The following is a 26,036-nucleotide window of genomic DNA, read 5'->3' as shown; positions in this document are numbered from 1 at the left end:
CAGCCCGGTAGCTCGTCAGGCTCATAACCTGAAGGCCGCAGGTTCAAATCCTGCCCCCGCAACCAATTCTGTCATAAGTCACTAACCGTCCTGATTTGATCGTTAGGGCGGTTTTTGCGTTTGGCTCCGCGGTGTGGCTGCACTGTGAAGGGGCATTTCGGTTGTCGGTCGCCAAAGTCCGCAGGTCCGGACCAACTCGTTATGAGAGTTCGCGAGCGCTCGGGATAGTTTGGAGCCTCCGGCAAACCCGGCGCGTTCAACTTTCCTACCTGGATTGTTGGCTCAAATGCCTCCATCGGTCATGACGTAATCGTCGTCGTCGAAGTTGAGGTAATAATACCAGCCTGCGTGATCGCTGACTCACGTAGGGGATTCCCAAGCAGTCGAAAGTCTGAATCTATAGGCCCTTGGATGGAGGGTGTGACCATGGGCTCGGCGATCGGTTTGCGTGCGGATTATGACGGAGCGGCGTTGCGGCGATTGGCACGGACGTCGAGAAGTGCGAACCAAGCGCGGCGCTTACTGGCCTTGGCCGAGATTTACGACGGCGGCAGCCGGACCGCGGCAGCACGGATCGGCGGCGTGGGCTTGCAGATCGTGCGTGACTGGGTGGTTCGGTTCAATGACCGTGGCCCGGACGGCCTTCTGGATGGCAACGCCTGCGGCCCTCGATCCCGGCTCAACGATGCCCAGCGCCAGGCGCTGGTCGAGATCGTGGAAAGTGGCCCGACCCCAGCGATCCATGGCGTCGTTCGCTGGCGGCTGATCGATCTGGTCCAGTGGCTCCACGAAGAGTTCGCGGTGTCGCTCGATGAGACGACCGTTGGGCGCGAGCTGAAAAAGCTGGGCTATGCCAAGCTCACGGCGCGGCCCCGCCACCATGCTCAGAACGAGCATGCGATGGAGCAGTTCAAAAAGGGGGCTTTGCTGCCGAGCTGGCAAAGGTCAGGGCAACCCTCCCGAAGGGCACGCCCATAGAGATCTGGTTCCAGATGCTATGAGGGCGGACACCGGCTGGCCTTCTGAGCCAGAATGCGGCGTCCTTAAGAGGAGCCGATCATGTCATTCACCAGCGATACTATTCTCGTTGCTCTCGAATTGAGCAACACCTTGTGGCTTGTCGGCACGCGCCTGCCCGGCATTCGAAAAAGCCATATCTATCGGATCGACGCAGGCGATACGGACGCGTTGCTCAAACTTCTTGGCGAGCTCCAATCGCGCAATCAGAAGACGTCGAAGACCGGCGCATCCATTGCCTGTTGCTTCGAAGCCGGGCGGGACGGATTCTGGATCCATCGGCTGCTCACCGACCACAATATTCCAACGCACGTGGTCGAACCGACAAGCATCCTCGTGAATCGTCGGGCGAAGCGGGCGAAGACAGATCGACTTGATGTTGAGGGCCTTTTGCGAGTGCTTGCAGCCTATCTGGCGGGAGACACCCAAATCTGCAGTATGGTGCGTGTGCCAACTCCCGACGAGGAGGACGGCAAGCGCGTACACCGAGAGCGAGAATATCTTGTTCAGGAGCGAACACGGATCGAAAATCGGATATTGGCCTTGCTCGCAACCCAGGGAATTCGGTCAAGGCCATCGTTGCGAACCTGGGAGCGAGACATAGCGGTCCTAGAGACCGGTGACGGCCGCAAGCTGCCTCGTCATCTCACGGCGGAATTGAATCGACTACGTCGACGCTTTTGCCTCGTCCGCGAGTTGATCACGGAACTGGATGCTGAGCGTGACGAACTTCTCGCGACCACGCCCCCGAGCGATATCGTGGCCCCCAAAGTTGCGGCACTCGCCGGCATCTACGGGGTAGGCAGTAATTTTGCGGCCGTGCTCGCCCGCGAGGTCTTCTATCGCCAGTTTGGCAACCGCAAGCAGTTGGCAAGCTACGTCGGCCTGACCCCAATCCCTCACCAAAGTGGCAGCGTCGACAAGGATCGACGTATCGGTCGCGCAGGCAATGCGCGAGTTCGCAAGACGATGGTGCAGGCAGCCTGGCTTTGGCTGAGGTATCAACCCGATAGTGAGCTCTCTGCCTGGTTCAGGCAGCGCGTCGGTGCATTAAAAGGGCGAGCCCGGCGGATCGCGATCGTTGCGATGGCACGCAAACTGTTGATCGCGCTCTGGCGCTTCACCGAAACCGGCGAGATCCCGGCCGGAGCCATTCTGAGAACCGCGTAGGAAACACAGCCGGTCTATCGCTGGCTTTGCGAGGAGCACGACCGTCTTCGTCAATGGTCTACCATACCCGCGTTCCAGGTTGGTCGTGCTCTATCGGGACCTTGCCTCGTGCATGAGGCATTATGGTTGCGGGTTCTACGCTGAACCCGACCGCATGTAAGGTTACGCAGCCAAGGCTGCCGCACAGCGCCGTCCCGAACTCGCCTTGCCAACTCAGCGATATGACGTGAGGAAGCAAGCTATGCCGCCATAGCATTGACAGCCCAACTCTCATGTAAGGACGAAGCGCGTGTTGGTCAGAAGAACAAGATCACTCGGCGCTGGGCGCGGCGCGGAACCCGACCGTCGGCGCCGAAGGATCAGAGGACCAAATCGGCCTACATCTTCGGCGCGATCTGCCCCGAACTGGGCAAGGGCACCGGCCTGGTACTGCCCTTCTGCAATACCCAAACCATGTCGCTGCATCTGGCCGAAGTATCGTTGGCTGTCGCGCCCGGCGCTCACGCGGTCGTGCTGGTGGATCAGGCTGGTTGGCACACAACCAACAAGCTTGAGATGCCCGGCAACATCAGCATCATCTCGCTACCTGCTAAATGTCCCGAGCTGAAGCCGGCTTTCGCGAAGCGAAGACGCTTCGCTGTCGCCCGAGGGGTCGAGAACATCTGGCAGTGCATGCGCGAAAACTGGCCCTCCAACCGCGTCTTCACATCCTACGACAATATCGTCGACCATTGCTGTGAGGCTTGGAACAAGCTCATCGACCAGCCTTGGCTCATCATGACCATCGGACGTCGCAAATAGGCCTATGGGTTCTGATCAGCGCAGGTTGGTATAATATGGCGCGGAGGTCGTAAGGAGTGACACATCCTAATGACCAAGTAGCAGAAGGCGGACATCGCTTCGCAATGATTCTCCCTTGCAGTCTGCCAATATCGAGCGAGAATTGTCGTCGAGACTTTTCCTGAACTTCTCTGTAGCGGCAGCTCTTGGAGGGGCACGTGGGGGCCATTGTACTGGTTCATGGCATTGCTCAGGAGCAACGTGGGGCCGAGGACATCGCCGCAGAAACCGTGGCGGCCCTCGTAAGCGGCATCCAAAATGCGTCCCAGGACATGCGGTCTGAAGAGCGCGAACGTCTCGAGGCTCTGGCCCAGCGAATTCGCAAGCGGGATCGTGATGTGGAAGTGACTGTCGCGTTTTACGGATCCGCGTTTCTACAGTCACGCACCGACGATGTTGACGCCAAACGGTTCAAAGATGAGCTTGCGTTGGCGATGATCAAACGCGCGCGAGACGATAGCTCAAGGACGCGTACGCAGGACATAGCCGCAAGGCAGTTGCAAGAAATCGAGGCGTCCGGCGAAGCCCAGGGGCTGGGCCGAATGGCGGGCGCCATCGTCGAGCGCCTTGGTCAAATTCCCGGTATTGCCGACTGGATGATGGATCGAGCCGTCGGACTTATTCCCGCATTGGATCAGGTTGGCCAATACATGCGAGAACCAAATGTTCGCGAATTCACCCGCAATGAAGTTCGGCGCCTTATGACGCCGGACACGCGCGTGCTGATCGGACATTCGCTTGGCTCGGTGGTCGCGTACGATATTGCGCGGGAACAGACCAATCCCTTGCCTCTCCTGCTCACGCTCGGCTCACCGCTTGGCCTCAAGCAAATCATCTATGACAGGCTCGATCCGCAGCCGCCAGCTTTTCCAGCTAAAGTACATCGATGGGTCAACGTTGCGGACCGTGAGGACTATGTCGCCAGCACGCTCAATCTGGAGCCGCTTTTTTCTCCCATGCCGACTGGCGCGATCTTCGACAATGTCGAAAGCATCGACAACGGCAACGAACCGCACGCGCTCAGGCGATACCTCACCAAGAAGGTCGTCGGCTCCGCAATTTTGCAAGCGATGATGCCACTTGTGTAGGGAGGGGGTAGATTGGGCTCCTCGCGGCATCTGTTGGTCATCGCCTCGCAGTGCGAAGCCGAAGGATCGCTGACCAGTCTGCATTCCACGGCCTATGCCCTTGCCGAGACCTTGCGAGACGACTTGCGGGGACATTGTGGAATCGACGGAAGCACTGGCGTATTGTTGGATGGTGACCGTGAGACGACCGAGAGAGCTGTCGCGCAGGCTGCTGCGTTAGCCCGCGATAAGGTACTGGTGCTCGTCTGGATAGGTCATGGCAGGGCTCATGACCAACGATACTACCTGATGCCTTTTGGCGCCCGGGCCGAGACTATCGAAACCTCGGGAATTGAGCTTGTTTCATTGCTTGGGACGATCCGGAAGGAAGAGCCCAGTGGCGTCGTGCTCGCCATCGATGCTTGCCAGTCCGGTACAGCTCTCGTGTCGGCGCTACGGGCCTGGGTTCAATCACAAGGCCCTGCGGTTCCGATTGCGATCCTGACAGCCACGGGTGAGGCTGCCGCTTTCGATCTGTCGTTCAGCAAGGCGTTGACCGAATTGCTTTACCAAGGAATCGGCGACGCTGATCGCGAATTGAGTTGCGCGATTTTGCGCGATCGCCTGTGCGAGATCACAGGCAAGCAGACAGCTCACTTGGTGCAGTATGACGGCGCGCCACTGCCCACCCAGATGTGGATCGGGCACAACATTGCGTTCAATCGGAAGGGTCTTTCCAGGGCGCCGGACCTTCGCGAGCAGGGTCTGGTACTGAGCCAGGCGATTAAATCGTTGGCTCGTCGGTTGGCAACGGAATCGTCGAGCCTGGCTTTCATGGCTGACGCAGGGGTAGGCAAAACGACGCTGTCGGCGATGCTCGTGCAGATGCCCGACGCCCTGCGCGCGATCACCGGGCACCAGAATTTGATTGATGCCTCGTTCTTTGCGACCGAGGACACGACGTATTTCAGAGTGGTTCAGGCCCTTGCGGACCAGTTGGCACTATACAAGGGCTTTCGAGACGCTGCGCAGCTTTTCCTGCAGAGGAACGAATTACCCGATCAGGAGCGAATGCTGCTGGGGCCGTTGCGGGCGTGGGTGGAGACGCTCGATACGCCGATCGGCAAGGCGAAGATCACGCTCCTGCTGGACAGCGTCGACAGCATCGGATTGGCGCGCCCGCGAGTGTTGAGACTCCTTGAGTCGCTCGCAGATGTTCCCGGCATACGTGTTCTCCTGACGGGCCGTAGCGGTGTGGAGACGCCGGCTAATATCGAACGATGCGACCTTGCACGACTGACCGATGAGGAGGTCCGAAACTATCTGTCGAAAGTGGGCGTCGATCCGCAATTGCACGATGTGCTCGTCGATCGGATCAAGGGCAACTGGCTGTGCGCAGCCGTGTTTGGCGAGGAAGTCAAGGCTCGCGAGATTCGTGGCCAAGCGGAAATCGTCGACCTCACCCTTGAAAGGGCCTTCGAAGATCGCCTCGAACGATTGGGCGTCTGTATCGAGGATCCGGAGAATCCGGCTGGACCGCTGACCATCCTTTTCATGACGTTGGCCGCAGCTGGTGCCGGCGCCGTCATGCCAAGCAGCCTATTGCGCGCCGCTTGCGCGGCCCAGGGGCATATCGGGGCGGAAGAGCAGCTCGACAAGGACCTCAAGAAACTCGCTGGTCTGGTGGCGCACGGCACGACCCGAGAGACAGCCATGTGGGGCCTCTTCCACCAGGAATTGGTGGACTATGTACGTCGCTCGACAAAGTATCGGACGAGCATCGTAAAGGCACACGCCGCAATCGTGGATGTCCTGCAAATTCGGGTGCCCAATAGAGGTTGCGCGGTGCCGATCGAGTGGCGATATGCGTTCGATCGCGAACTCGATCACCGTTCTGAATTGGGGAAACTGACAGGGCAGATAAACCGGTTCACGTCGATCATGTCCAGCGATCCGACAGACAATCGCTCGTTCTGGGTGCGTCTGAACCAGGCTCTCAAGAAAATTCAGAAATCCGATCATCCGGACGTGCTCAGGACAGAAGCCAGGCTTGCGAATTTCGAAGCGACATTCGGCAGCCCCCGAGCGGCGCGCGACCTTCTCGCTCTCCTCCTGCCGGATATGGAGAGGGTACTCGGTGCCGGCCATCGCGACGTTTTGATGGTGCGAGCGGACCTGGCGTCATGGACAGGCGCGTCCGGTGATGCCAAAGGTGCCTGCGATCAAATCGCCGTCCTCCTCGAAACCCAAGAAAAGGTGCTTGGAGCAGACGATCGAGACACCCTCAGAACGCGAGCCACGCTGGCGCTGTGGACGGGGAAGGCCGGCAATGCCGGTGCAGCGCGCGATCTCTATGTTGGCCTCTTAGCGGATCAAGAGCGGGTGCTCGGAGCCGATCACCCGGACACGCTCATGACGCGATCCAACATCGCGAACTGGGTGGGGGAATGTGGTGATGCCCCCCGTACGCGCGACCTCTTTATCTCCCTCCAAAGGGATCTGATACGGGTGCGCGGAGCGGATGACCGCGAGGCGCTCAGGTTGCGAGGTACCATCGCCTACTGGACGGGCATGTGTGGCGATTCCCGGACGGCGCGCGAAATGTATGCTTCTCTCCTGCTTGATCAGGAACGGATATTGGGAGCCAATGATCGGGAGGCGATGCAGACCCGCGCTTCTCTCGCGCACTGGATTGCCGAGTGTGGCGATCCCCAGACAGGGCGCGAAATGTATGCCGCGCTCTTGCTGGATGAAGAACGCTGGCTGGGAGCGGATGATCTAGAGGTGCTGCAGACCCGCGCCAATCTCGCACGCTGGACCGGTGAATGTGGCGATCCTCGTGCTGCTCGCGACTTATTCAGCAAGCTGCTGCCGGATCGGGAACGGGTGCGTGGCGCCGATAGCTTGGACGCACTTGGGACGCGGGATTGCATCGCATACTGGACGGGGCAGTGCGGTGATGCCCATGCTACCCGCGACCTGTACGCCGAACTGCTGCCGGATCAGGAACGAGTACTTGGCGCCGACCATCCGGACACGCTCATCACACGAGAAAACATCGCGGACTGGACGGGGCGTTGTGGCGCTCTCAGGACCGCGCGTGATCTGTTCGCTACCCTTCTGCCAGATCAGCAGCGGGTGTGCGGTCCCGACCACCCATATGTGCTCAGGACCCGTCGTAATCTCGCGTACTGGACCGGGGAATGTGGGGATGCCTCGGCTGCACGCGATCTGTATGCTGACCTGCTGCCGGATCAGCAGCGAATATACGGCACCGACCACCCAGACGTGCTCAGGACGCGGGACAACATCGCGAGCTGGACTGCGCAGTGTGACGACATCGAAGCGGCCCTCGACCTCTACGCCGCTCTGCTGCAGGATCAGGAACGGGTGCTCGGACCCAATCATCCAGACACGCTCGCGACACGACACAACGTCGCGGACTGTACGGGGCAAAGTGGCGATCCTTCGACTGCTCGCGACCTTCTAGCGAGGCTTCTGCCAGATCAGCGGCGGGTGCTCGGCGCCGACCATTTCGACGTGCTCAGGACCTGGAATAACCTAGCACACTGGACGGGACGTTGTGGTGATGCCTGTGCTGCGCGCGATCTGTTCACTGAGCTGCTATCAGATCAGCGGCGGGTGCGTAGCACCGATTATCCAGATGTGCTCACGATCCGACACAATCTCGCACATTGGACCGGGGAATGTGGCGATCCACGTGCAGCGTGTGACCTCTTTGTCACCCTCCTCGGGGATCAGGAGCGGTTGCTCGGTGCTGATCATCCCAAGGTGCTCAAGACGCGGAGCAATATCGCAAAATGGGGTGGGAAAGTCGGCAATGCAGGCGAGGCGTCAATTTGAAGGCCGAGAGCGCACTGAGCTTCATGCCGATTGGTCGCCAGGACTGGCACGTCTTGGAGAAAGTGTGGCCTCCGTCGTGCCGCAATCGGTTGCCGGACCATCCAGCTGGCAAGCCGAAAATTGTTACTCGCACAGGCTTCCTGGATGTAATGAATGCTTTCCTTGCTGCGTAAATGCAGAGGGTGCCATTGGATACCTTGCGCACTCTACATCAACCAGGAAGGAACCCTTCATGTCCGTTTTCATCAAGCCTGCCTCTGCCTTGGTGCTTGCCGGTGCCGTCGCTACAGCCGCGGCGATGCTGTCGACGGCGGCCGGCGCGGGCCCGGTCGCCAATGACGGGACGAAAGAGAAATGTTTCGGAATTTCGCTCAAAGGCCAGAATGATTGCGCTGCCGGCAGCCATTCCTGCGCTGGTACTTCGACCGTCGACTATGATGGCCAGTCCTTCAAGCTCGTTCCGAAAGGCAGCTGCGTCACCATGAAGACACCGACTGGCATGGGGTCACTGGAACCCCTGAAGAGCTGAGGCTGCAATCAGATCGCTCGATCCCTCTCCCGGAGTTCGGGAGAGGGATCGAGCGCACCCGTCAGGGGATAGATGCTCATGGAAGAACATTGTAGCCGCGGCACTCAAATTCACACGAGCGGCATAGGTAAATGACGTTCATGGTTATGCGAGCCTTTTTTCATTCCCTCTTCAATGGTCCCGTTTGGCGGACATTTCTGCTGATGGGTGTATTTGGCGGGCTCTTCGCGTCATCGTCCTATAATCTTCTGGAACTTTTCACGGCAAATTATCGCTACGTTGCCGACTATGGGATCATGGCGCTGATGGAGGGGGGCTTGCGCCAACTCCTGGAACTCATCTTGTTCGGGTATCTCAGCGTGGGATTCTATATTCTGTTCAAAGGTTGCCTCTATGGCTTGCTCGCGCATGTCGCCAAGCATTGAAACCCGTTGAGCCACGTAGCGCGAAGCGGGCAGGAGGTGCCGACAAAACGCAGGGTTGGGCCCCGCCAATGTCCGCATCGACGAATTCATCTTCGGCGAGCGGATGGAGCGGAGGCGTCGTGCGCAGCCTTCAGTTCAGTCGGTATTATCCTTCGGCGGCCAACGTCATCAGCCGTTCACGCAGCCAGCGTTGTGCCGGATGGTTGGTCGTCCGGTCGTGCCAGACACTCGCGATAGTAAAGCCAGGAATGGTGAGTGGCGGTTCCACCACCTGCACCTGATCCGACCAGCCATCGGCGATCCGCCGTGGGATCAAAGCGATCATGTCGGACCGCGACACTACCTCCGGCACGATCAGAAAGCCCGACGTGGATAGGGCTACGATGCGGCGGTGGCCGATGGCCTCTAGTGCCGCATCGGCAGGCCCCGAGAACCCGCCGCCCTGGGGCGACACGACGATGTGCTCCAAAGCGCAGAATACGTCCAGGCTGAGACGGCCTTGCACGGCCGGGTGTCCCTGCCGGGCGATCACTACGTAATCCTCACGAAAGAGCTGGCGCTGGCGCATGGCCGCAGGTGCATGGTCTGGCGATGCCAAGGCAAGGTCGACCTCGCCGCGCTCCAACTGCGTGGCGACCGCCAGCACGTCCAGGGCACGCCAGGCGATGCGGACCCTGGGGGCCTCGGTCCTGAGTGCGACGGAGAAGCGGCTGAGCAGCGCATACTGCACATAGTCGCTCGCGGCGATGACCAGGGTAGCCTCCATGGTCGCCGGGTCGGACGGCATTCCATCTGCCACAACCCTGCGGACACCCTCAAGCGCTTCATGCAACGGTTGCCGAAGCTCGACGGCGCGCTGGGTCAGGACCATCCCACGTTGCGCCGGAATGAGGAGGGGATCGCCGAGTTCATCGCGAAGCCGCGCCAGCCGGGCCGACAAGGCGGGTTGGCTCAGGTTCAAGCGCCGGGCGGCACGCGTAACGTTTCCTTCCGCCAGTAAGGCTTCGAGCGTGACGAGCAGGCCGAGATCGAGGTTTCTGGTATCCATTTGCTGGATAACAACAGGTAAAAGGTTCGATTTCAATACCGCGTCATGCCGCTCTACATGAGGATCGGAATGGAGGATCCAGGGGGATCCATCGCCCCCCTCCCGACAAACGAGCCGGCATAATGAGCAGCGATAATCAAGCGATCACCGTATTGGGACAGGTAAGGGCGAAGGCCCGCCACGAAGCCGATGTACGGGCAGGCCTTCAAGCCTTAATCGAGCCGGCGCGGCTTGAAAGCGGCTGCATCTCTTACGAGATGTTCGAAGATGTTGAGCATACCGGCAGCTTCTATTTCGTCGAGGAGTGGGAAAGCCAAAGCGCTCTCCATCTTCATGTGAAACGTCTACAGCCTCACATGAATAAGATTCTGCCAATGCTAAGCCAGCAGCTTCAGATCAGTGTAATAAGACCTCCGGAGTAACCTTACTGGAAATCGATCCTTCCTGCTCGCCGATGCCTTCCGGCCACGAGAGACTGCCGAGCGTTTCGGCAAGATCGTCGTCGAATACCGACAGATCCCAACAATCAGGAATAAGCCATCATGAAGGTTCTTATTGTTTACGCGCACCCTGAACCCACTTCGCTGACACGGCAGTTGGTCGAGGTGACCGCTGAGACGTTGTCGGCGGCGGGGCACACCGTGATCCATTCAGACCTTTACGGCATGAAGTGGAAGGCGGTGTACGATGCCGATGACTTTCCAGTCCGTAACAACTCCGAACGGCTGTCATTCATCATGGAATCGGGCCATGCTTACGGAAGCGGGCATCAGACGTCCGACGTGATCGTCGAGCAGCAGAAGCTGCTCGCGGCCGATGCTGTGGTCCTGCAATTCCCGCTGTGGTGGTTCGGCGTGCCCGCGATCCTGAAGGGCTGGATAGAGCGGGTCTATGCCTTCGGTTTTGCCTACGGCTATCAGAACGGCTCCAACGAGTTCCGCTTTGGCGACGGCATCCTCAAGGGCAAGCGAGCGCTGGTCAACGTGCAGGCAGGCGGCCCAGTGGCCGATTATGGCCCGCGGGGTATCAACGGGCCGATCGAGCAACTGCTGTTCCCGCTGACCCATGGCGCGCTGTTCTACCCCGGCATGGACGTGCTGCCGACGCACGCGGTCTATGGCGCTGGTCACGTTTCCACGGCGGAGGAAGTAGACGCGATCAAGGCAGCATGGCGTGTGCGTCTCGCCGGGCTATTCACCGACAAGCCGATTCCCTTCCGTTCGCAAAACGGCGGCGACTTCCCCGATCGCCACACCATGGTCGATCACGTCGCGCCAGGCCAAACCGGCCTCGCCGCGCACTTTGCTGATCTGATCGACGCATAACGAGCACACCGATGTCGCCTGCATTGTTCGCGCTTGCCGTGGCGGCCTGCGCGATCGGCACGACGGAGTTCGTCATGATCGGGCTCGTACCGGATGTCGCGCGCGATCTTACGGTAACGCAATAAGGATGGGGTTCGAGGAAACGTCGTGCGCAGTCTTCAGTTCAGTCGGTATTGCCCTTCGGCGGCCAACGTCGTCAGCCGTTTAAGCGGAGAACATCATGATTTCACCCTACACGATTTACATCCCTGACGAACGGCTCGCCACGATCAGAGTGAAGGTCGAGGCTTATGACTGGAGCCAGCTGCCGGATACGGGGGGCTGGTCGGCGGGGGTCGGGGTTGATGACCTCAAGCGGCTCGCCGCGTATTGGCGGGACAGCTACGACTGGCGTGCCGTCGAACGGCGCCTCAACGCGCTGCCCAACTTCACGGCCGACGTGGAAGGCGAGCACCTCCACTTCGTTCATATGAAAGGCGACGGCTCCAAGCCGCCCGTCCTGCTTCTCCACGGCTGGCCGGGCTCGTATCTCGAGTTCGAGCGGCTGTTGGAGCCGCTCGCAGCGGACGGGCACGATGTTGTCGTCCCCTCGCTTCCTGGCTTCGCGTTCTCCAACCCGATCACGCGCCCGATCGGCCCGCGGCGGGCTGCTGCGCTCGTGCATGGGCTGATGGTACAACTGTTCGGCGACGCGCGGTATTTCGTTCAAGGGGGCGATTGGGGCCACAGCATCGCGGCCTGGGCAGCGCATGATCGATCGGACGCTCTGCTCGGCATCCATATTAACATGATGACCGTGCGTGCGGCGGATGCCGCTCCGACGACCGACGAGGAGAAGTCCTTCGCCGCCAAGCGGGCCGCCATTGCCGATCGGGAGAGCGCCTACTTTCACGAGCAGGAAACTCGTCCGCAGACGCTCGGCATCGCGATGGCCGACAGCCCGGTCGGAGCGGCGGGCTGGATACTCGAAAAGTTCGGCAAGTGGGCCGATCTTCCGACTACCACCGATGGCGACCCCGACATCTGGAGCAAGTTTTCCGAGGAGGAACTCCTCACCAACCTCATGCTCTATATCGCGCCGGCATCGTTCGTGACTGCAACCTGGATCTACTACGGCAGCCGGCTTGAGAAGTCGCGGATACTTCCAGCCGGCACCCGCATCCAGGTGCCGACCGGCGTTGCGGCCTTCCCGGATCCGGTGTTCTTGCCGCCGCCGCGCTCGTTCGCGGAGAAGACCTACAACATCGTGCATTGGACCGACATGGCGCGGGGCGGGCATTTCGCCGCGCTGGAAGAGCCGGAATTGATGCTGGCCGACCTGCGCGCCTTTATCGCGACGGTGTCGGGAGCGCGCTCCTGAAGGTGGAGATCTCCGTTTCCGAAGCGCGGTGCGTGGCGCTGGCAGCGCAGGGCTTCAATGCCCTGCGTCGTCACGGCCGCATCGGCGCGGGCCAGGTGCGAAGGGCGATCGACCGGCCTGGCCTGCTCCAAATCGACAGCAAGACCCGCGTCACCTAACCCGTAACGCCATCTATGTGCCGCGACGGCGGGCCTCAGCGTATGTTTTCGATCATCCTCTCACCGGAGCCCGATAAGGTTGCGCAGCTCGCCGGCCCATTTCGGTAGGGGAAACGAGAATTGCACGGCCTCGCACTTCTTACCTGTGAGATCCGGCACGATGCGTAACTTCGGGCCTGACTACTCAGGCTCGTCCAGCTAGTACCACATCATGACGGCAACCTTCTCAGCCGACGAGCTGGAACACCTGCGCGCGATGACGCCGGGAACTAGGCACCGCGTCCATCTCAACAATGCCGGTGCAGCGCTGATGACGACGGGCGTGCTGTCCACCGTGGTCGATCATCTCAACCTGGAGGCCGAAATCGGCGGCTATGAGGCGAAAACGCGGGAGATTGAGCGTATCGAGGAGTGTACCGCAGCGTCGCCCGGCTCGTGAACGCCGACCCAGGCGAGATCGCGCTAGCACAGAACGCGACGGTCGCCTGGCAATGGGCCTTCTACGCGCTAGGCTTCAAGTCCGGCGACCGCATCCTGACGACCACCGCGGAATATGCCGCCAACTACCTATCCTACCTTCAGATCGCGAAGCGCACCGGCGCGGTGATCGACGTTGTTCTCGACGATGCGGACGGCAGGCTTGACCCACAGGTGCTGGAGATGATGATCGACGATCGCGTGCGCCTGATCGCGATCACCTGGGTTCCTACCAACGGCGGGCTGGTCAATCCCGCCGCCGAGGTCGGCCGGACCGCCAACGCATATGGCGTCCCCTATCTGCTCGACGCCTGCCAGGCGGTCGGCCAACTCCCCGTCGACGTGGCGGCACTCGGCTGCGACATGCTAGCCGCGACCGGGCGTAAGTTCCTGCGCGGGCCGCGGGGCACGGGCTTCCTCTACATGAACCGCGCACCCGCGGAGCGAACCGAGCCGGCGATGATCGACATGTGCGGCGCCACCTCGGCGGGCGGGAACCGCTACACGCTGCCGACCGATGCGCGCCGGTTCGAGACGTGGGAGAGCAACTATGCGGCGCGGCTCGGCCTGGGCGCTGCGATCGAAGAGGCGCTGGCGATCGGCATTCCGCGCATCGAGCGCCGGGTGAAGGCGCTCGCGACTACGCTGCGCGCGCTGCTGGACGAGGTGCCCGGCGTCACCGTCCGCGACCTCGGCCCCGATCCGGCCGCGATCGTGACGTTCACGCTCGACCGCATGGATGCCGCGTCTGTCGCAGCCCGCCCGGCCGACCGCGGGATCAACGTGTCGGTGTCATCGCCGAGCAGCACGCCAATCGACAGCGAGCGCCGTCACCTCCCAGACCTCGTTCGCGCCTCCCCGCAACCTGTTCCCGATTGCGTTTTCCCGAAATGGTCTGTTGGACATGGAGAAACGGGACTGCTGCGAGGTGTCGGAACGGCCGGTTTGGGGATGTCCCGCCGATTTACCTGATGGCCGGCAATGGGCCGGCTGCCGAACGGCAGCTTATCGATTTTCCGGGACGAAATCGGACAGTCCGGCTACGACCCCAATCCGGTCAGAGACGCACCCAAGAGCGGTCATAGCGACATCGTCAGCGACGATTTCCCGTGTTGTCATAGCGCAGTGTGGCTGCCTCGACTTTGTCGCCATTGGCGGCTGCCCATGAACACAGTGCTTCAAACGGATCCCGCAGTGAATGGCCGAGTGGAGTAATCGCATATTCCACGCCAATCGGCTGCGTCGGGAGAACGGTCCTCGTCACGAGGCCGTTCCGCTCAAGCCTCTTCAAAGCGTCAGCGAGAGCCTTGTGCGTAATCCCATGGAGACGCCGCTTGATCTCATTGAAGCGCGAGGGTTTGGGACAGATCACTATGAGTATCAGGATCGTCCATTTGTCCGCGATCTTGTCGAGCACCGGGCGAACCCGCGCCATCTCGCCAAGGGCGCAATGAGAAAGAGCTTCCAGGTCAGTATACTCGTCCATATCTAGGCTATTTCAGGTGCGTAATTGATACCAGATATCCACCGTATATCATGACGAGACCATCAATTGAAAGGATTCACGATGGCTCGAATGAGTAACAAGGTTGCCCTGGTCGTCGGCGGCGCCAAGGGTATAGGCTTGGCGATTGCAGAGCGGCTTTCTGCCGAAGGGGCGAAGGTCTTCATCACCAGTCGTAGAAGTGAAGATGCTGAGAAGGCGGCCGAGGGTATCGGCCATGATGCGGTCGGCATTGCCACCGATGCCAGTGTGCCCGAAGATATGGTGGAGGCTGTCGAAAAAGTGCGACAAGCATGCGGCCGTATTGACGCGCTCGTATTGAATGCAGGCCTGTCCGAGCCTGCGCAAATAGCCGAAATAACGCCAGACCACTTCGACCGCCACTTTGGCGTCAACGTCCGCGGGATGGTTTTCGGCCTGCAGGCGGCTCTTCCCGTGATGAGAGGAGGCGGGTCAGTCGTGCTCGTCGGATCCATCGCCGATAACGCCGGCTACTCTTCGTACGGAACCTATGCCGCCACCAAGGCAGCCGTTCGTTCTTATGCTCGAACCTGGACGGCAGAACTCGCGCCCAAAGGTATACGCGTCAACGTTATTGCGCCCGGTCCAACGGATACGGAAATGATGGCCGCGGTTCCGGAAGACACTCGTGCGGCACTTGTCGCTCCGATCCCGATGGGGCGAATGGCGCGGCCTTCAGAAGTGGCTGCGGCCGCTTTGTTCTTGTTGAGCGATGATGCGAGCTACATCGCCGGTGCCGAATTGTGCGTCGACGGCGGTTTGAGGCAGGTCTAAGGTCAAGTCGAAACGGTGTGCCCGATCCGAGCAGGTCGGGTATAGCAAAACGCGCTCAATGACAGACCGACTTTACATCGAAGCCGTTCAACATCGGAAAAACACTGAATACCAAGTCCGGTCATGTTGGGGCCTCGGTTCTCGAGGACTCCGTCCACCTGTCGTGAAGCGTCCACTTCGGGCCAGAGGCAATCATTGCAGTGCAGGAGCGTGACAACGATCCTGTCAGGTCGATCCCACATGCCCATGCCATCACGCCAGCCCAATCCGCCGATGCCGGCAAGTCGTGCTGCAATTTCAGCGCGTTCCGATCGATCTTCCTGCCTTCCGTCTCAGGATCAATCTCAATTGCAGGGCAATCCCCTTCCTCCGCCCGCTGATCGATCCATCAGAGCGGGCGGATGATCGTGGGCGCTGCTGGCGCCGATCTCACTTCGTTGGATGAGACCGCGCGGTGAGTTTGTTTCCGTCCGGATCGCGAAGGTAGGCGACGAATGAGCCGTTCGGGCGCTCCGCAGGCGGGCTCACGATCGCTGTGCCACCATGCTTGGTACCGGCCTCGTGCCATGCCAGAACATGGTCAGGGCTTGCGGCCGCGATACCGATCGTGCCACCGTTAGCCACAGTGGCCGGCTTGCCGTCGATCGGTTTCGTGATCATCAGTCGGCCGCCCTCGTGGGTGTAGATCAGTCTGCCTCTCGGATCCATCTCACCGGGCCTGCCTCCCAGCGCAGCAAACGTGGCGTCGTAGAATCTTCGGGCCCGCTCCAAATCGTTGCTGCCAATCATGACGTGCGTGAACATATTTCATCTCCAATACTGTAGACAATGGTTTCCCATTCTAACGTCTCCTACGTAGCCATGGGCAGCTGCGAAAATCCCGATTAAAGCGATCGTTCTGGACCTGACTTCTGCGAAAGAGCCATTGATGACCATGGCCCCCTGAAAGGTCCGGTTTCAGGACTGACGGCCATCGATACGGCCGTCCGGGATGGGTCACGAGCTGCTGCGGCCGATCTGCGGGATAAATCAGGTTATCGCACCTAATCGGCGGTTCGCAGTGCCGTTTAGTACGACTGCTGTGATGGAAGGCATTATCGCGCCGCCGACTACAATATGCGAGCCGCGCGCATCGCCGGGAAACCCGAATATCATTCACTCCTTACGCGGGTTAGGGGCTGTGAGCAGCGTCGCCCTGCGTTGCGCAAAATACTGTGCGGGCGTGCTTCCTAGAGCCTTCTTAAACATCGTGATGAAAGCGTTCACCGACTCGTAGCCAAGCTCGGCCGCTACGGTCTGCACTGTCGCACCGCTGGCCAGTTCTCGGAGTGCGACGATAAGGTGTAGTTGCTGCCGCCAGCGTCCGAACGTCAGGCCCGTCTCCGCGATCATCAAACGGGCCAGCGACCTCTCACTCATCGCCACGCGTTTCGCCCATTCGGCCGACGTGCCGCGGTCGGAAGGTTTAACCGTTAGAGCATCCGCTATCGTACGGATCTTCGGATTGCTGGAGACGTGCAAATTGAAGCGCTCACGCGGCATTTCGGCCAGTTCGTCGAGGGCCACCCTAGCAAGCCGGGCCGCATGTCCATCCGAAGGATAGTCGGCAGGCTCGCGAGCCAACCGATCGACCATTTCCCGGATCATCGGGGAGATTGACAGAGTACAGCAATCCTCGGGTAGCTTCGCCGCCCCTGGTTCCACGAAGAGATAGTTAAGCCGGGCATTCACTGTCGCCCGGGCGCTATGCGGCACGCCGCCCGGAATCCAGACTCCGCAGTTGGGCGGCACGATCCAGATCTCGTTATCTGCGGTACAAGTGACCGCCCCATGCAGCGTGAGGATCAACTGGCCCTTGCGATGCAGATGCATCGGCACCTCCGCCTCGTAATCTGCGAAGTCGAGCTGCCACGCGACGGCCGGTCGATCCGTAAGGTCGGGGTCGAAGACAGAGACGGCTGATCGTGACAGGAGCATCTGATTGGCAGCTTTTAGATATTTTCTGACAGAATACCGAATTTATTCGCCTCTGCAATGCAGTGATAATGCGTCGCATGAGCGTCGAACCTTCAGCGAACAGATCGATAGGGAAAGCCGCCGCCGCGATAGCGGGTGCGGCTTCGCGTTACTGGCGAGCCCCCGCTACGAGGGCAGATGCGGATGCGGTTCTGTTCTCGGTGAAGAGCTTCGCCGCGGCGATGCTGGCCTACTACATTGCGCTGCGTATCGGGCTGCCCAAACCTTTCTGGGCCATCGTGACCGTCTATATCGTCTCTCAGACCTCCGCAGGCGCATCGCTCAGCCGCGGCGTCTATCGGTTCGCAGGGACGCTTATTGGCGCCGTGGCGACGGTAGCGATCGTCCCGAATTTCGTGAACGATCCGATCGCATGCAGCGCGGTTCTTGCCTGCTGGATCGGTTTTTGCCTCTTTTTCTCACTACTTGATCGCACACCAAGAGCCTACGCCTTCGTTCTGGCCGGCTACACAGCGAGCCTGATCGGTTTCCCCAGCGTGCAGGATCCCGGCGCGATCTTCGATACGGCCTCGGTGCGGGTCCAGCAGATCTTGATCGGGATACTTTGCGCCGTCCTGGTGCATCGCTACGTCCTGCCGAAGCACATGACCGGCCAGTTCACCGTCAAACTGTCGGCAATGCTGCGGGATGTCCGTCGGCTGGCAGGCGATGCGCTGAATGGAACGCCCGGAGCGAATCGCAGCGAGCGTAACCAGCTCGCAGCGGACCTCCTCGCCCTGCAGGGGTTTGCAACGCACCTGCCGTATGACGCAGCGCCCGTAACGCCGGATGCCAAAAAGCTCCAACTGCTCCATGACCGGCTCGCCCGACTGCTTCCGCTCGCAACCGAGATCGAGGACCGGATCCATTTCCTTGGCGCTGAGGGCGACAACCCGCCCATCGAACTGATCGCCTTCCTCGGTGACGTCGGGATCTGGATCGCAACCGTCGAGGCGACCGCGCGGGAGAACGCCGCAGTCCATCTGATCGCCCGCGCGCGATCACTTCAGAGACATTTCAGCGCGGAGGCCGCGACCCCTGGCGATAGGCTCGCCGCCAATCTCGCCGGTCATCTGGCCGAAATGATCGGCCTGCTTCAAGACTGCGACAGGCTTGGGCGGAATGTCGCGACTGCCGACCGATCGCGCGAGGCGGCATCGCTCCACGGGGCGCTGCGTGCGACCGGCTACGTCTATCACCGCGATCCCTGGATGGCAGGCCGGGCCGCGCTGGGTGCCATCGTCGGCATCCTTATCGGCTGTGCCCTCTGGGTGTGGTCGGCTTGGCCAGAGGGCGGAACGGCCATCTCAATCTTCGGCGTATGCTGCGCATTGTTCGGGAATGTCGACGCGCCAGTGCCGAACGTCATCAAATACCTAGTCGGCTCGTTTTATGGGGTGGCGATCAGCCTCGCCTACAGCTTCGTCATCCTTCCCCAGGTCACGGACTTCGCCGTCCTTGTCGCGGTGCTCGCCCCCGCCTTCCTGTTCGCCGGCTCCCTGCAAGCGCGTCCCTCGACGACGTTCATGGCGCTCGGCATCACTCTCACCATCCCGATCCTCTCGGGTCTAGGCGCCAATTACACCGGCGACTTCGCACAATCCCTCAACACCATCACCGCGCTTTTTGCGGCAACCGGATTCGGGGTCGTAAGCATGTCCCTGTTCCAGACCATACCGGTCGACGCGGCGATCAACCGGCTGCTTCGCTTAAGTCGGAGGGATGTCAGCCGACGAGCCCTTGGCGGCCTGCCCGACGAGGCGCACTGGAGGAGCCTCATGATCGATCGGACAGCGCTGCTCCTCCCAAGGCTGCGGGTGTCAAACCAGGACGATTTGGACGTTCTCGACGATACCCTGCACCATCTTCGCATCGGTCAGGCCGTTGGTCAGCTTCGCACGGCGATCCCACAGGTCAAGGGCGACATTGGCGACAAGGTGAGCGAACTTCTTTCCACGATCGCCGCACGCTTCAGCGCTGGAAGCCTGACGGGATCGGTCGATCACATCGGCTTTGATCGGCGCATCGAGACGTTGGCGGCGATGATCGCCGTCAGTTCGATGAAGGACCGCTCGAGGATGCTCGACCTCCTCATCGACCTTCGGTTCGCGCTCGCTTCGAGTGGCACGGCAGATGGGGGATGCAGCTCATGATCGTTGATCTCAATGTTGGCGGCGTCCTCATCCCCGGCCTGCTGGTGCTCGCATTCGCCGCGCTTGCCGGCACCATTGCGGTGATCCGCATCCTCTCCGTCGCGGGCATCTATCGCGTGTTCGCATACCGGTCGCTCGTCGAGCTCGCCACCTTCGCCATCGTGTACGGTCTGCTCGTGCAGCACCTACCATCGATCGGGTTATTTCAATGAAGCCTTTTCTATCCCTGCTCGGCCGCTACGCCCTGACCCTCTGCCTCGTCGCGACCGCCACTCTAGTCGGGCTGCCGGTGTGGAGGCGCTACGAGCAGACGCCATGGACACGGGACGGGCGCGTGCGCGCTGATGTGGTGCGTCTCGCGCCCGACGTGTCCGGCCTCGTCAGCGAGGTGCTGGCGCATGACAATGAACAGGTTCGTGCGGGCGACGTGATCTTCCGCATTGATCAGGCGCGCTATACGCTTGCCCTGAAAACGGCGGAAGCCAAAGCGGACAGGAGTAAGGCCGCTCTAGACATGGCCAGTCGCGATCTCGTCCGCTATCGACAGCTCGGGGACGCGAGCGTCACCCAGCAGAAGTTGGAACAGGTGGAAGCCAACGCCCGGCAGGCCGAGGCGAGCTATCGGCAGGCCCAACTCGAGCATGACCTCGCCGCGCTCGATCTGGCGCGATCTTCGGTCAAGGCTCCGGTTGACGCCATCGTCACCAATCTCGGCATTCATCCAGGAGACTTTCTGGCGGCCGGGGTACAGGCGGTGGCTCTTGTCGACACCGCCTCGCTGCGCATCGAGGGATACTTCGAGGAGACGAAACTGCGGCAGGTCGCGATCGGCGACCGAGCCAGAGTCCGGCTGATGGGGCACGATGGCGAGATTACCGGCCGCGTGGAGAGCGTCGCTGCTGCCATCGCCGACGACCAGCGCGGCGAAACGGGCAATCTTTTGCCGAAAGTCGTGCCAACCTTCTCGTGGGTCAGGCTCGCGCAGCGCATCCCGGTCCGCATCCGCATCGACCCCGTCCCCGTCGGCATCAGGCTGATCTCCGGCAGTACCGCGACCGTCGAGATCATCCCCGCTAGCGCCAAGTCTGCGAGCGCGGCGAACTGAGATGGTGACGGTCTAGAACTATTTTGGCAGACCGTATGTTCGTTTTCCCCGCGGCGATCGCTCGCCCAAACTCTTCGCGGCGATTAGGCCGGAAGGCCGGCCTTCAGCCGTGATCGGGAGGATGGGCTATGCACAAGGACGACAGAGCTTTTGTGGGTCTCGATACCTCTAAATTGAAAATCGCCGTGGCGTTAGCCGAAGAAGGCCGCCAGGGAGAAGTCCGCTTCTTTGGGGACATAGAAAACACGCCTGAAGCCGTGCGACGTCTTGTAGCCAGGCTAACCGGAGAATATCAAAAATTGCATTTCTGCTATGAGGCAGGACCAACCGGTTATGGATTGTATCGCCAATCTTGCTCACTGTGCACCAGTTGAACGAAAGGGCGATTCAACGCTATCGCGACGCGGTGGCGCGACTGCGCTTGGCGGTAGTCGAGTCACGAGCGAGGCTATATGTTTTCTGTAAATATCTTATAACGTGCCTTGCCCTATTGTTGCGTGGCAGCTATAAGATCTTACAGTAAATCTTATAGCTTGAGGTCACATGAAAACCATTGACCTTGCCTACCGCACCATGTTCGCCGAATTGGTGCAGCGCAGCCTCGATGCATCGTTTGAGACCGATTTCTCGATTGCCGGCAACTTCGTGCGCGTACCCGTCAAGGGCAGGAACTATTGGTATTTCGAACAGACGCAGCCAAAGAAAACCCGCAAATATGTGGGTGCAGCGGACGATCCCGATATTGCCAAAAGGGTCGAGGCCTTCCAGGAAATCAAAGGTGATCTGCGCGCCCGCCGCAGGCTTGTTTCCTCCTTGACCCGGGACGCCGGCCTGGCGGCGCCCGATCGCTTCACCGGCGACATCGTCGAGGCAATGGGCAATGCCGGCATTTTTCGTCTACGAGGACTGCTCGTCGGCACGGTTGCTTTTCAAACCTATGCCGGCCTGCTTGGCGTCCGCTTGCCTGGTGCGTCGTTGCAGACAGGTGATGCCGACTTCGCCCAGCACTATTCGGTGTCATCGTCGCTCGAGGATACTCTTCCCCCTGTTCTCGATATTCTGAAGGCGATCGATCCCAGCTTTCGGGCGATCCCCCACCGGCTGGATCCCGCGCGTGTGACGCAATTCGAGAATGCCGCCCGTTACAAGGTGGAATTCCTGACACCGAACCGCGGATCTGATGACTATGCCGATCGCGCCAGCCCGATGCCGGCCTTGGGAGGTGCGTCAGCCCAGCCCTTGCGCTTTCTCGACTTCCTGATCCAGGAGCCGGTCCGCACCGTTATGCTCCACCGATCCGGTGTCCCGGTCGTCGTGCCGTCGCCGCAGCGATATGCGGTGCATAAATTGATTGTCGCCTCACGGCGGCAATCGGATGCCGGCAGTGCTGCAAAACGTGAAAAAGACATCCAGCAGGCGAGCCTGCTGATCGAGGCCCTCGGCGAAACCCGTCGTGGGGACGACCTTGCCGAAGCACTCACCGAGGCTTGGAATCGGGGCCCGAATTGGCGCGCAGCCATCCAGCAAGGCCTGAACGTGCTGCCAGAAAGGCAGCGGACGTCAGCCTTATCGACAATCCAGGTCGGCCTGGCTTCGACCGGCGCAAAACTGGATGGTTTCAACGGGACAGGATCGACCGCAAAGACATGACAATGCCCTCGATAGTCTGGCGCACGAGGGAAGTTGACGATTTAACGATCGATTGGAAAGCGTTCGTTCCTTGGCCGGTATCGGTGTCCTCTTGCGTAAGGCAGTGCCATAGGGCCCGTTAGAGTGAGAGAGTGGACGGGATTTTCGTGACGGGTTGGTTGCCGGGAGAGAGGCTTCCGGCGCCCGTCATGGAGATTGGTTCCATGACCAATGAGGTTCTTGATACCCATCGCGACGCCAGCGGTGGATACAAGGTCGATGTGAGCCGTGGTGAACGGATCGGACGCGTGTCTTCCGAGTGGTTCTCGCGTCCCGGCGACGAGCGATATCTGTCGCTATCGGAGCTCGGCCTTGCCGTTCGCCAGAGAGCTGAGCGCAGCAGGACGCAGGTGGTCGAGAGCGCGCTGATCCAGGTTGAGGCAAGCCGGGAGGATCCCGAGCGGCTGTCTCTCATCCTGCCAGGTGCGGATGTGCCCGTTGCACCCACCCATTGGAGCTTCGGTCAGCTTGCAAGCCAGGTCGGAGCACCGGCTGCCTATCTGCGTCAGCTCCCAGCGGCGCTCGCCGGCATCAATCTGCAATATGGTCTGACCTCGCACCGGACCGAGCAGATCAAGTCATTGGTAACCGACAATGGCCGGGTCGAGCTGCGGGCGGTGACGGGCCCGGACTATGGACGCATCTATGATCATGAACTGGTCGAGGCTGTGCAGCGCATTGCCGGCAACGGCACCGGTGATACGCGTTGGAAAGTGCCGGGCGTTCTCGACTGGTCGACGGGCATCTACAATCCGCGTGTCGACATCACCAAGGACACGACCACGCTCTATGCCTCCGATCGTGATGTCTTCCTCTTCCTGGTCGATGATCTCAACCCCATCCGAGCCGGCACATTGCCGGACGGATCGCCGGATCTCTATTTTCGCGGATACACATATGCGCCGCCGTACGCCAACCATTGGCGCATGGATATGCGCAAGCTGGTAGGGCAGAACTTCGCTCGCCTGCGACAGGAAAGAGGCCTGACGCAGGAAGAGGTCGAGGCGCGCTCGGGCTTCAGCCAGCAATATCTCTCCAACCTGGAGCGGGGTAAGCGCAACCCAACCATCATCACGCTCTATGAGTTGGCACAGGCCCTTGAGGTCAGTCATGTCGAGCTTCTTCTTCCTCCTGGCGAAGAGGCATAAGCCCTGGAAGCTGCGGACATCGGCACGTACTCAAGTATCCCTCCAGTCAGGTGTATGCTTGACTGACTGAGCATGTTGCCAGTCTCGACTTTGGCCCGATGTGGAAGGCGGTCGAGCCCCTCGGCATTGGGCGGGGATTTCGGGGAACTAGGCGCATCATCATGGCAGGCAAGGACAAAGGTTTTGCCGTGTATCCCCGAGGTCGCGCTCTCAAAAGCACCAACCCCTCCGACTGACAGATCCCCTAAGTCCGTTCGAGATCCCCCAGCAACCCCCGCGGCTCCGCACCGTGTTGGCGCAAGCGCCTGCCCGCACCACTGCGGACCTTGGGGGTCGAGCTGCCACCCGAGTGGCAGTGCAGACGTCTCCCGACGGCCTTGGCCGGGTCTCGTCGGAGGGAATGGTCCCTTCGAGAAGCAACGGAGACCCACAATGCAGAACATCGTCATTCTCGCCGGCAACATCGGCCAGGCCCCGGAAACCCGCACCACCCAGAACGGCACCGCCATCACGCACTTCACCCTCGCCACCTCGCGTCCCCGCTACGCCGAAGGCAAGGTCATCCGCGACAAGGAGGGCTTCCGGGTCCAGGACACCGAATGGCACCGCATCACCGCTTTCAACGGCCTCGGCAAGACCATCCGGCAATATTGCGAGGCGGGCATGAAGGTTCTGGTTCGCGGGCGCATCCACTACACCAAGTGGACCGACCAGGACGGTGTCGAACGCTACGGTTGCGAGATCATCGCCGAGACGGTCGACTTCCTGAGCCGGGCCAAGCAGACCGAAAACGGCGAGGATCGGCAGGACGACGACTCGGAGATCCCATTCTGAGCCGAATGTCAGAAACCCGGCGGCGCAAGCCGCCGGGTTCTCATGTGATCTTGGCTTTCAACACTCCGGCTTGCCAGCCGGACCGGAGCGGCCCCGCGCCTGCCGGCGCTGATGGAGCCGCGCTCTCTTTCTCTCTCTGACATCCAAGTCTACGGCTCGCTCAGCCAGCCTCAAGGACGAGCGGTTCCCCCAAAATTCTGGCGAATTTCGGCTCCCCCACTCGCCGACTCCGTCGGCCGCTTCGCGCTCCTCGACCCTGTCTTCGCTGCGACCGTGCCCGCCTCCCGTCATCAAGACCAAGGAGGACGCTATGACCTACGAATTCAGCCTTGAGCAGCATATCGAAGAATTGCGCGCCGAATACAAAACCTGCCTCGATCCCATCGAACGCGAGGCGATCGGGAACGCCCTGAAGGAAGCCCGCAAGGCCCTGGCTGCCGAGGAAGCCGAGGGCTTCTGGGCCGCCTTCCTCAAGCCGGCTGAACCGGTTCCGGCCGTAGGCTTCCCGTTCTGAGGCTTCGAGAGACAGGCGCGGATGCGCCTGTCTCACTTCCTTTGCTCGGCACCGATCATAGGCAGCAAGCCCGCGCTAAGTTGAAAACGCGGTACTCACGCTGGAACATCAGCTTCTTCTGACGGAAAGATGCCGCCATCACGAAACGCAGTTGATTAGTCGCATCCCGCACGCTGTTCGCCGCAGCTTTTTGTCTGGCTAGAGCGAGTTTCAGCCGAAAAATCAAATGATAGACGCCAAGAGCGGCAAATCCCCACAGAACGAGAACTTCCAAACCCTGCACGTCGCCCCTTATAACTCGTGCCGAATTTCGTGCAGCGCGAGGCCGGCGGGACTGCGCAGAGCTGGATCCTCGCCGTTGTCGACGGCCATCACCATGCGGATGCGTTCGTTTTCCGCCATGCGCTTGGCTTCGGCGTCCCCATATCTGGCGACACTGAAGTGTCGCGTCAAACAGCGCCGCTTGCGCTTTGCCGTACTATGCTCGAGAGCCTCGACCTCGATTCGGGCGATCCAATAGGCCGGGCGGGAGCCGCTTGCCGGCTTGAAGTGAACGCCAGTTATGCTGCCTTCCGGTCGATTTTTGCGCACACGCATCCGCATGTCGCGATGGGTGAGCGGTGGTACGATCTTAAGCACTGCGTCGCGATAGGCGCGCGCCACGAACAGGGCTGGCTCCTTGCCGCCATAGGTATAGTCGCTGAAGGATTTGCGGATGGGACGTGCGCCTCGGCTCAAATTGACGAGCCAAGCATCCTGACCGTGGGCCGGCCGTTCGACGCGAAAAATCGCGTACATGTCCACGTTGTGGAAAGCCTTCGGCCGTGGCTTGGCCGGAGCTTGAACCCTATCGGAATGGGTGGCGTTACGCCTCATGCACATCCCCCTCAATGCCTGTCGACGTCGGAGAAAACTTTCCGAGAAAGAAAAGAAAGTTACGCTTCCGGCAAGACAAGTTCGGTTTGTTCGAATTACCCACACAGGTAGTTTATTACCAA

24 protein-coding genes and 4 pseudogenes are annotated in these 26,036 nt (G+C 60.6%); 22 read left to right on the top strand and 6 right to left on the bottom strand.

All coding sequences use genetic code 11. From position 1 onward, the window contains the following. Positions 1-426 precede the first annotated feature (426 nt). From ABXS05_RS34350 to ABXS05_RS34320, 7 genes and pseudogenes are all read left to right on the top strand, one after another. Positions 427-992 (top strand): annotated as a pseudogene (locus tag ABXS05_RS34350) (helix-turn-helix domain-containing protein); the annotation flags it as partial. 67 nt (positions 993-1,059) lie between these two features. Next, complete coding sequence (locus ABXS05_RS34345; RefSeq protein WP_367627019.1) at positions 1,060-2,187, top strand: IS110 family RNA-guided transposase; 1,128 nt, start codon at positions 1,060-1,062, stop codon at positions 2,185-2,187. Between the two features lie 279 nt (positions 2,188-2,466). Further along, positions 2,467-2,988 (top strand): annotated as a pseudogene (locus ABXS05_RS34340) (transposase); the annotation flags it as partial. A 197-nt stretch (positions 2,989-3,185) separates the two neighbouring features. Continuing rightward, entirely contained in the window at positions 3,186-4,115 is a 930-nt protein-coding gene (locus ABXS05_RS34335) for a hypothetical protein (protein ID WP_367627018.1), read from the top strand. Positions 4,116-4,127: 12 nt separating this feature from the next. After that, entirely contained in the window at positions 4,128-7,958 is a 3,831-nt protein-coding gene (locus ABXS05_RS34330) for a tetratricopeptide repeat protein (protein WP_367627016.1), read from the top strand. A 232-nt stretch (positions 7,959-8,190) separates the two neighbouring features. Then, positions 8,191-8,487: a BufA1 family periplasmic bufferin-type metallophore gene (locus tag ABXS05_RS34325; protein WP_367627015.1), complete on the top strand. Its 297-nt coding sequence runs from the start codon at positions 8,191-8,193 to the stop codon at positions 8,485-8,487. Positions 8,488-8,618: 131 nt separating this feature from the next. Next, a complete protein-coding gene (locus tag ABXS05_RS34320) occupies positions 8,619-8,912 on the top strand; it encodes a hypothetical protein (protein WP_367627014.1) in 294 nt (97 codons plus the stop codon). 145 nt (positions 8,913-9,057) lie between these two features. Here ABXS05_RS34320 and ABXS05_RS34315 read toward each other — a convergent pair whose 3' ends face one another. After that, on the bottom strand, positions 9,058-9,996 hold the full coding sequence (locus ABXS05_RS34315) for a LysR family transcriptional regulator (RefSeq protein ID WP_367627013.1): 939 nt from the start codon (positions 9,994-9,996) through the stop codon (positions 9,058-9,060). An 86-nt stretch (positions 9,997-10,082) separates the two neighbouring features. On the opposite strand from ABXS05_RS34315, the gene ABXS05_RS34310 reads away from it, so the two are divergent. From ABXS05_RS34310 to ABXS05_RS34285, 6 genes are all read left to right on the top strand, one after another. Continuing rightward, positions 10,083-10,382 carry a putative quinol monooxygenase gene (locus ABXS05_RS34310; protein WP_367627012.1) on the top strand — a complete coding sequence of 100 codons (300 nt, stop codon included), beginning with the start codon at positions 10,083-10,085 and terminating at the stop codon, positions 10,380-10,382. 120 nt (positions 10,383-10,502) lie between these two features. After that, complete coding sequence (locus tag ABXS05_RS34305) at positions 10,503-11,285, top strand: NAD(P)H-dependent oxidoreductase (RefSeq protein ID WP_322433284.1); 783 nt, start codon at positions 10,503-10,505, stop codon at positions 11,283-11,285. 220 nt (positions 11,286-11,505) lie between these two features. Next, positions 11,506-12,645 (top strand): epoxide hydrolase family protein, encoded by a 1,140-nt coding sequence (locus ABXS05_RS34300; RefSeq protein ID WP_367627011.1) that lies wholly within the window; start codon positions 11,506-11,508, stop codon positions 12,643-12,645. 2 nt (positions 12,646-12,647) lie between these two features. Next, positions 12,648-12,803 (top strand): hypothetical protein, encoded by a 156-nt coding sequence (locus ABXS05_RS34295; protein WP_367627010.1) that lies wholly within the window; start codon positions 12,648-12,650, stop codon positions 12,801-12,803. 211 nt (positions 12,804-13,014) lie between these two features. Then, the gene (locus tag ABXS05_RS34290) at positions 13,015-13,242 is read left to right on the top strand and encodes a hypothetical protein (RefSeq protein ID WP_322433287.1); all 228 of its coding nucleotides are present in this window, start codon (positions 13,015-13,017) and stop codon (positions 13,240-13,242) included. After that, entirely contained in the window at positions 13,215-14,252 is a 1,038-nt protein-coding gene (locus ABXS05_RS34285) for an aminotransferase class V-fold PLP-dependent enzyme (RefSeq protein ID WP_367627009.1), read from the top strand. Before ABXS05_RS34290 ends, ABXS05_RS34285 begins: the two co-directional genes overlap by 28 nt. Positions 14,253-14,373: 121 nt before the next feature. On the opposite strand, the gene ABXS05_RS34280 is transcribed toward ABXS05_RS34285, so the two are convergent. After that, positions 14,374-14,766: a winged helix-turn-helix transcriptional regulator gene (locus tag ABXS05_RS34280; RefSeq protein ID WP_367627008.1), complete on the bottom strand. Its 393-nt coding sequence runs from the start codon at positions 14,764-14,766 to the stop codon at positions 14,374-14,376. A gap of 81 nt (positions 14,767-14,847) precedes the next feature. Between ABXS05_RS34280 and ABXS05_RS34275 the strand changes: the two genes are divergently transcribed. After that, complete coding sequence (locus tag ABXS05_RS34275) at positions 14,848-15,579, top strand: SDR family NAD(P)-dependent oxidoreductase (protein ID WP_149250665.1); 732 nt, start codon at positions 14,848-14,850, stop codon at positions 15,577-15,579. Positions 15,580-16,008: 429 nt separating this feature from the next. Here the strand turns inward: ABXS05_RS34275 and ABXS05_RS34270 are convergent, their stop codons facing one another. Both ABXS05_RS34270 and ABXS05_RS34265 read right to left on the bottom strand, forming a co-directional pair. Then, positions 16,009-16,383, bottom strand: coding sequence for a VOC family protein (locus tag ABXS05_RS34270; RefSeq protein WP_367627007.1), 375 nt, complete (start codon positions 16,381-16,383; stop codon positions 16,009-16,011). A gap of 351 nt (positions 16,384-16,734) precedes the next feature. Then, positions 16,735-17,556 (bottom strand): AraC family transcriptional regulator, encoded by an 822-nt coding sequence (locus tag ABXS05_RS34265; RefSeq protein ID WP_149249069.1) that lies wholly within the window; start codon positions 17,554-17,556, stop codon positions 16,735-16,737. Positions 17,557-17,633: 77 nt separating this feature from the next. On the opposite strand from ABXS05_RS34265, the gene ABXS05_RS34260 reads away from it, so the two are divergent. The 8 genes and pseudogenes from ABXS05_RS34260 to ABXS05_RS34225 all read left to right on the top strand — a co-directional run bounded on the left by ABXS05_RS34260 (position 17,634) and on the right by ABXS05_RS34225 (position 25,038). Further along, a complete protein-coding gene (locus tag ABXS05_RS34260) occupies positions 17,634-19,748 on the top strand; it encodes an FUSC family protein (protein ID WP_367627006.1) in 2,115 nt (704 codons plus the stop codon). Then, entirely contained in the window at positions 19,745-19,960 is a 216-nt protein-coding gene (locus ABXS05_RS34255) for a DUF1656 domain-containing protein (protein ID WP_367627005.1), read from the top strand. The genes ABXS05_RS34260 and ABXS05_RS34255 overlap by 4 nt, the downstream gene beginning before the upstream one ends. Beyond that, a complete protein-coding gene (locus ABXS05_RS34250) occupies positions 19,957-20,853 on the top strand; it encodes an efflux RND transporter periplasmic adaptor subunit (protein ID WP_367627004.1) in 897 nt (298 codons plus the stop codon). Before ABXS05_RS34255 ends, ABXS05_RS34250 begins: the two co-directional genes overlap by 4 nt. A 128-nt stretch (positions 20,854-20,981) precedes the next feature. Then, positions 20,982-21,215: pseudogene (locus ABXS05_RS34245) on the top strand (IS110 family transposase); the annotation flags it as partial. Positions 21,216-21,396: 181 nt separating this feature from the next. After that, a complete protein-coding gene (locus tag ABXS05_RS34240; protein ID WP_367627003.1) occupies positions 21,397-22,503 on the top strand; it encodes a nucleotidyltransferase family protein in 1,107 nt (368 codons plus the stop codon). A 203-nt stretch (positions 22,504-22,706) separates the two neighbouring features. Next, positions 22,707-23,657: pseudogene (locus tag ABXS05_RS34235) on the top strand (helix-turn-helix domain-containing protein); the annotation flags it as partial. A 465-nt stretch (positions 23,658-24,122) separates the two neighbouring features. After that, on the top strand, positions 24,123-24,524 hold the full coding sequence (locus tag ABXS05_RS34230; protein WP_367627002.1) for a single-stranded DNA-binding protein: 402 nt from the start codon (positions 24,123-24,125) through the stop codon (positions 24,522-24,524). Positions 24,525-24,834: 310 nt separating this feature from the next. Further along, entirely contained in the window at positions 24,835-25,038 is a 204-nt protein-coding gene (locus ABXS05_RS34225) for a hypothetical protein (RefSeq protein WP_367627001.1), read from the top strand. Positions 25,039-25,093: 55 nt separating this feature from the next. On the opposite strand, the gene ABXS05_RS34220 is transcribed toward ABXS05_RS34225, so the two are convergent. Together ABXS05_RS34220 and ABXS05_RS34215 are read right to left on the bottom strand one after the other, a co-directional pair. Next, positions 25,094-25,321, bottom strand: coding sequence for a hypothetical protein (locus ABXS05_RS34220; RefSeq protein ID WP_367627000.1), 228 nt, complete (start codon positions 25,319-25,321; stop codon positions 25,094-25,096). An 8-nt stretch (positions 25,322-25,329) separates the two neighbouring features. Beyond that, the gene (locus ABXS05_RS34215) at positions 25,330-25,914 is read right to left on the bottom strand and encodes an AP2 domain-containing protein (protein ID WP_367626999.1); all 585 of its coding nucleotides are present in this window, start codon (positions 25,912-25,914) and stop codon (positions 25,330-25,332) included. Positions 25,915-26,036 lie beyond the last annotated feature (122 nt).

The sequence above is a fragment of the Labrys neptuniae genome (assembly GCF_040797145.1).
Lineage (GTDB): Bacteria > Pseudomonadota > Alphaproteobacteria > Rhizobiales > Labraceae > Labrys > Labrys neptuniae.
Note: the sequence above shows the minus strand (reverse complement) of the source record. Positions and strands in the feature narration are given on the sequence as shown.

Bases quoted from the DNA above. Each gene is read 5' to 3' on its own strand.
- ABXS05_RS34345 (WP_367627019.1), top strand. From the start codon at position 1,060: ATGTCATTCACCAGCGATACTATTCTCGTTGCTCTCGAATTGAGCAAC.
- ABXS05_RS34325 (WP_367627015.1), top strand. From the start codon at position 8,191: ATGTCCGTTTTCATCAAGCCTGCCTCTGCCTTGGTGCTTGCCGGTGCC.
- ABXS05_RS34320 (WP_367627014.1), top strand. From the start codon at position 8,619: ATGACGTTCATGGTTATGCGAGCCTTTTTTCATTCCCTCTTCAATGGT.
- ABXS05_RS34310 (WP_367627012.1), top strand. From the start codon at position 10,083: ATGAGCAGCGATAATCAAGCGATCACCGTATTGGGACAGGTAAGGGCG.
- ABXS05_RS34305 (WP_322433284.1), top strand. From the start codon at position 10,503: ATGAAGGTTCTTATTGTTTACGCGCACCCTGAACCCACTTCGCTGACA.
- ABXS05_RS34300 (WP_367627011.1), top strand. From the start codon at position 11,506: ATGATTTCACCCTACACGATTTACATCCCTGACGAACGGCTCGCCACG.
- ABXS05_RS34290 (WP_322433287.1), top strand. From the start codon at position 13,015: ATGACGGCAACCTTCTCAGCCGACGAGCTGGAACACCTGCGCGCGATG.
- ABXS05_RS34280 (WP_367627008.1), bottom strand. From the start codon at position 14,766: ATGGACGAGTATACTGACCTGGAAGCTCTTTCTCATTGCGCCCTTGGC.
- ABXS05_RS34275 (WP_149250665.1), top strand. From the start codon at position 14,848: ATGGCTCGAATGAGTAACAAGGTTGCCCTGGTCGTCGGCGGCGCCAAG.
- ABXS05_RS34270 (WP_367627007.1), bottom strand. From the start codon at position 16,383: ATGTTCACGCACGTCATGATTGGCAGCAACGATTTGGAGCGGGCCCGA.
- ABXS05_RS34265 (WP_149249069.1), bottom strand. From the start codon at position 17,556: ATGCTCCTGTCACGATCAGCCGTCTCTGTCTTCGACCCCGACCTTACG.
- ABXS05_RS34260 (WP_367627006.1), top strand. From the start codon at position 17,634: ATGAGCGTCGAACCTTCAGCGAACAGATCGATAGGGAAAGCCGCCGCC.
- ABXS05_RS34255 (WP_367627005.1), top strand. From the start codon at position 19,745: ATGATCGTTGATCTCAATGTTGGCGGCGTCCTCATCCCCGGCCTGCTG.
- ABXS05_RS34250 (WP_367627004.1), top strand. From the start codon at position 19,957: ATGAAGCCTTTTCTATCCCTGCTCGGCCGCTACGCCCTGACCCTCTGC.
- ABXS05_RS34240 (WP_367627003.1), top strand. From the start codon at position 21,397: ATGAAAACCATTGACCTTGCCTACCGCACCATGTTCGCCGAATTGGTG.
- ABXS05_RS34230 (WP_367627002.1), top strand. From the start codon at position 24,123: ATGCAGAACATCGTCATTCTCGCCGGCAACATCGGCCAGGCCCCGGAA.
- ABXS05_RS34225 (WP_367627001.1), top strand. From the start codon at position 24,835: ATGACCTACGAATTCAGCCTTGAGCAGCATATCGAAGAATTGCGCGCC.
- ABXS05_RS34215 (WP_367626999.1), bottom strand. From the start codon at position 25,914: ATGAGGCGTAACGCCACCCATTCCGATAGGGTTCAAGCTCCGGCCAAG.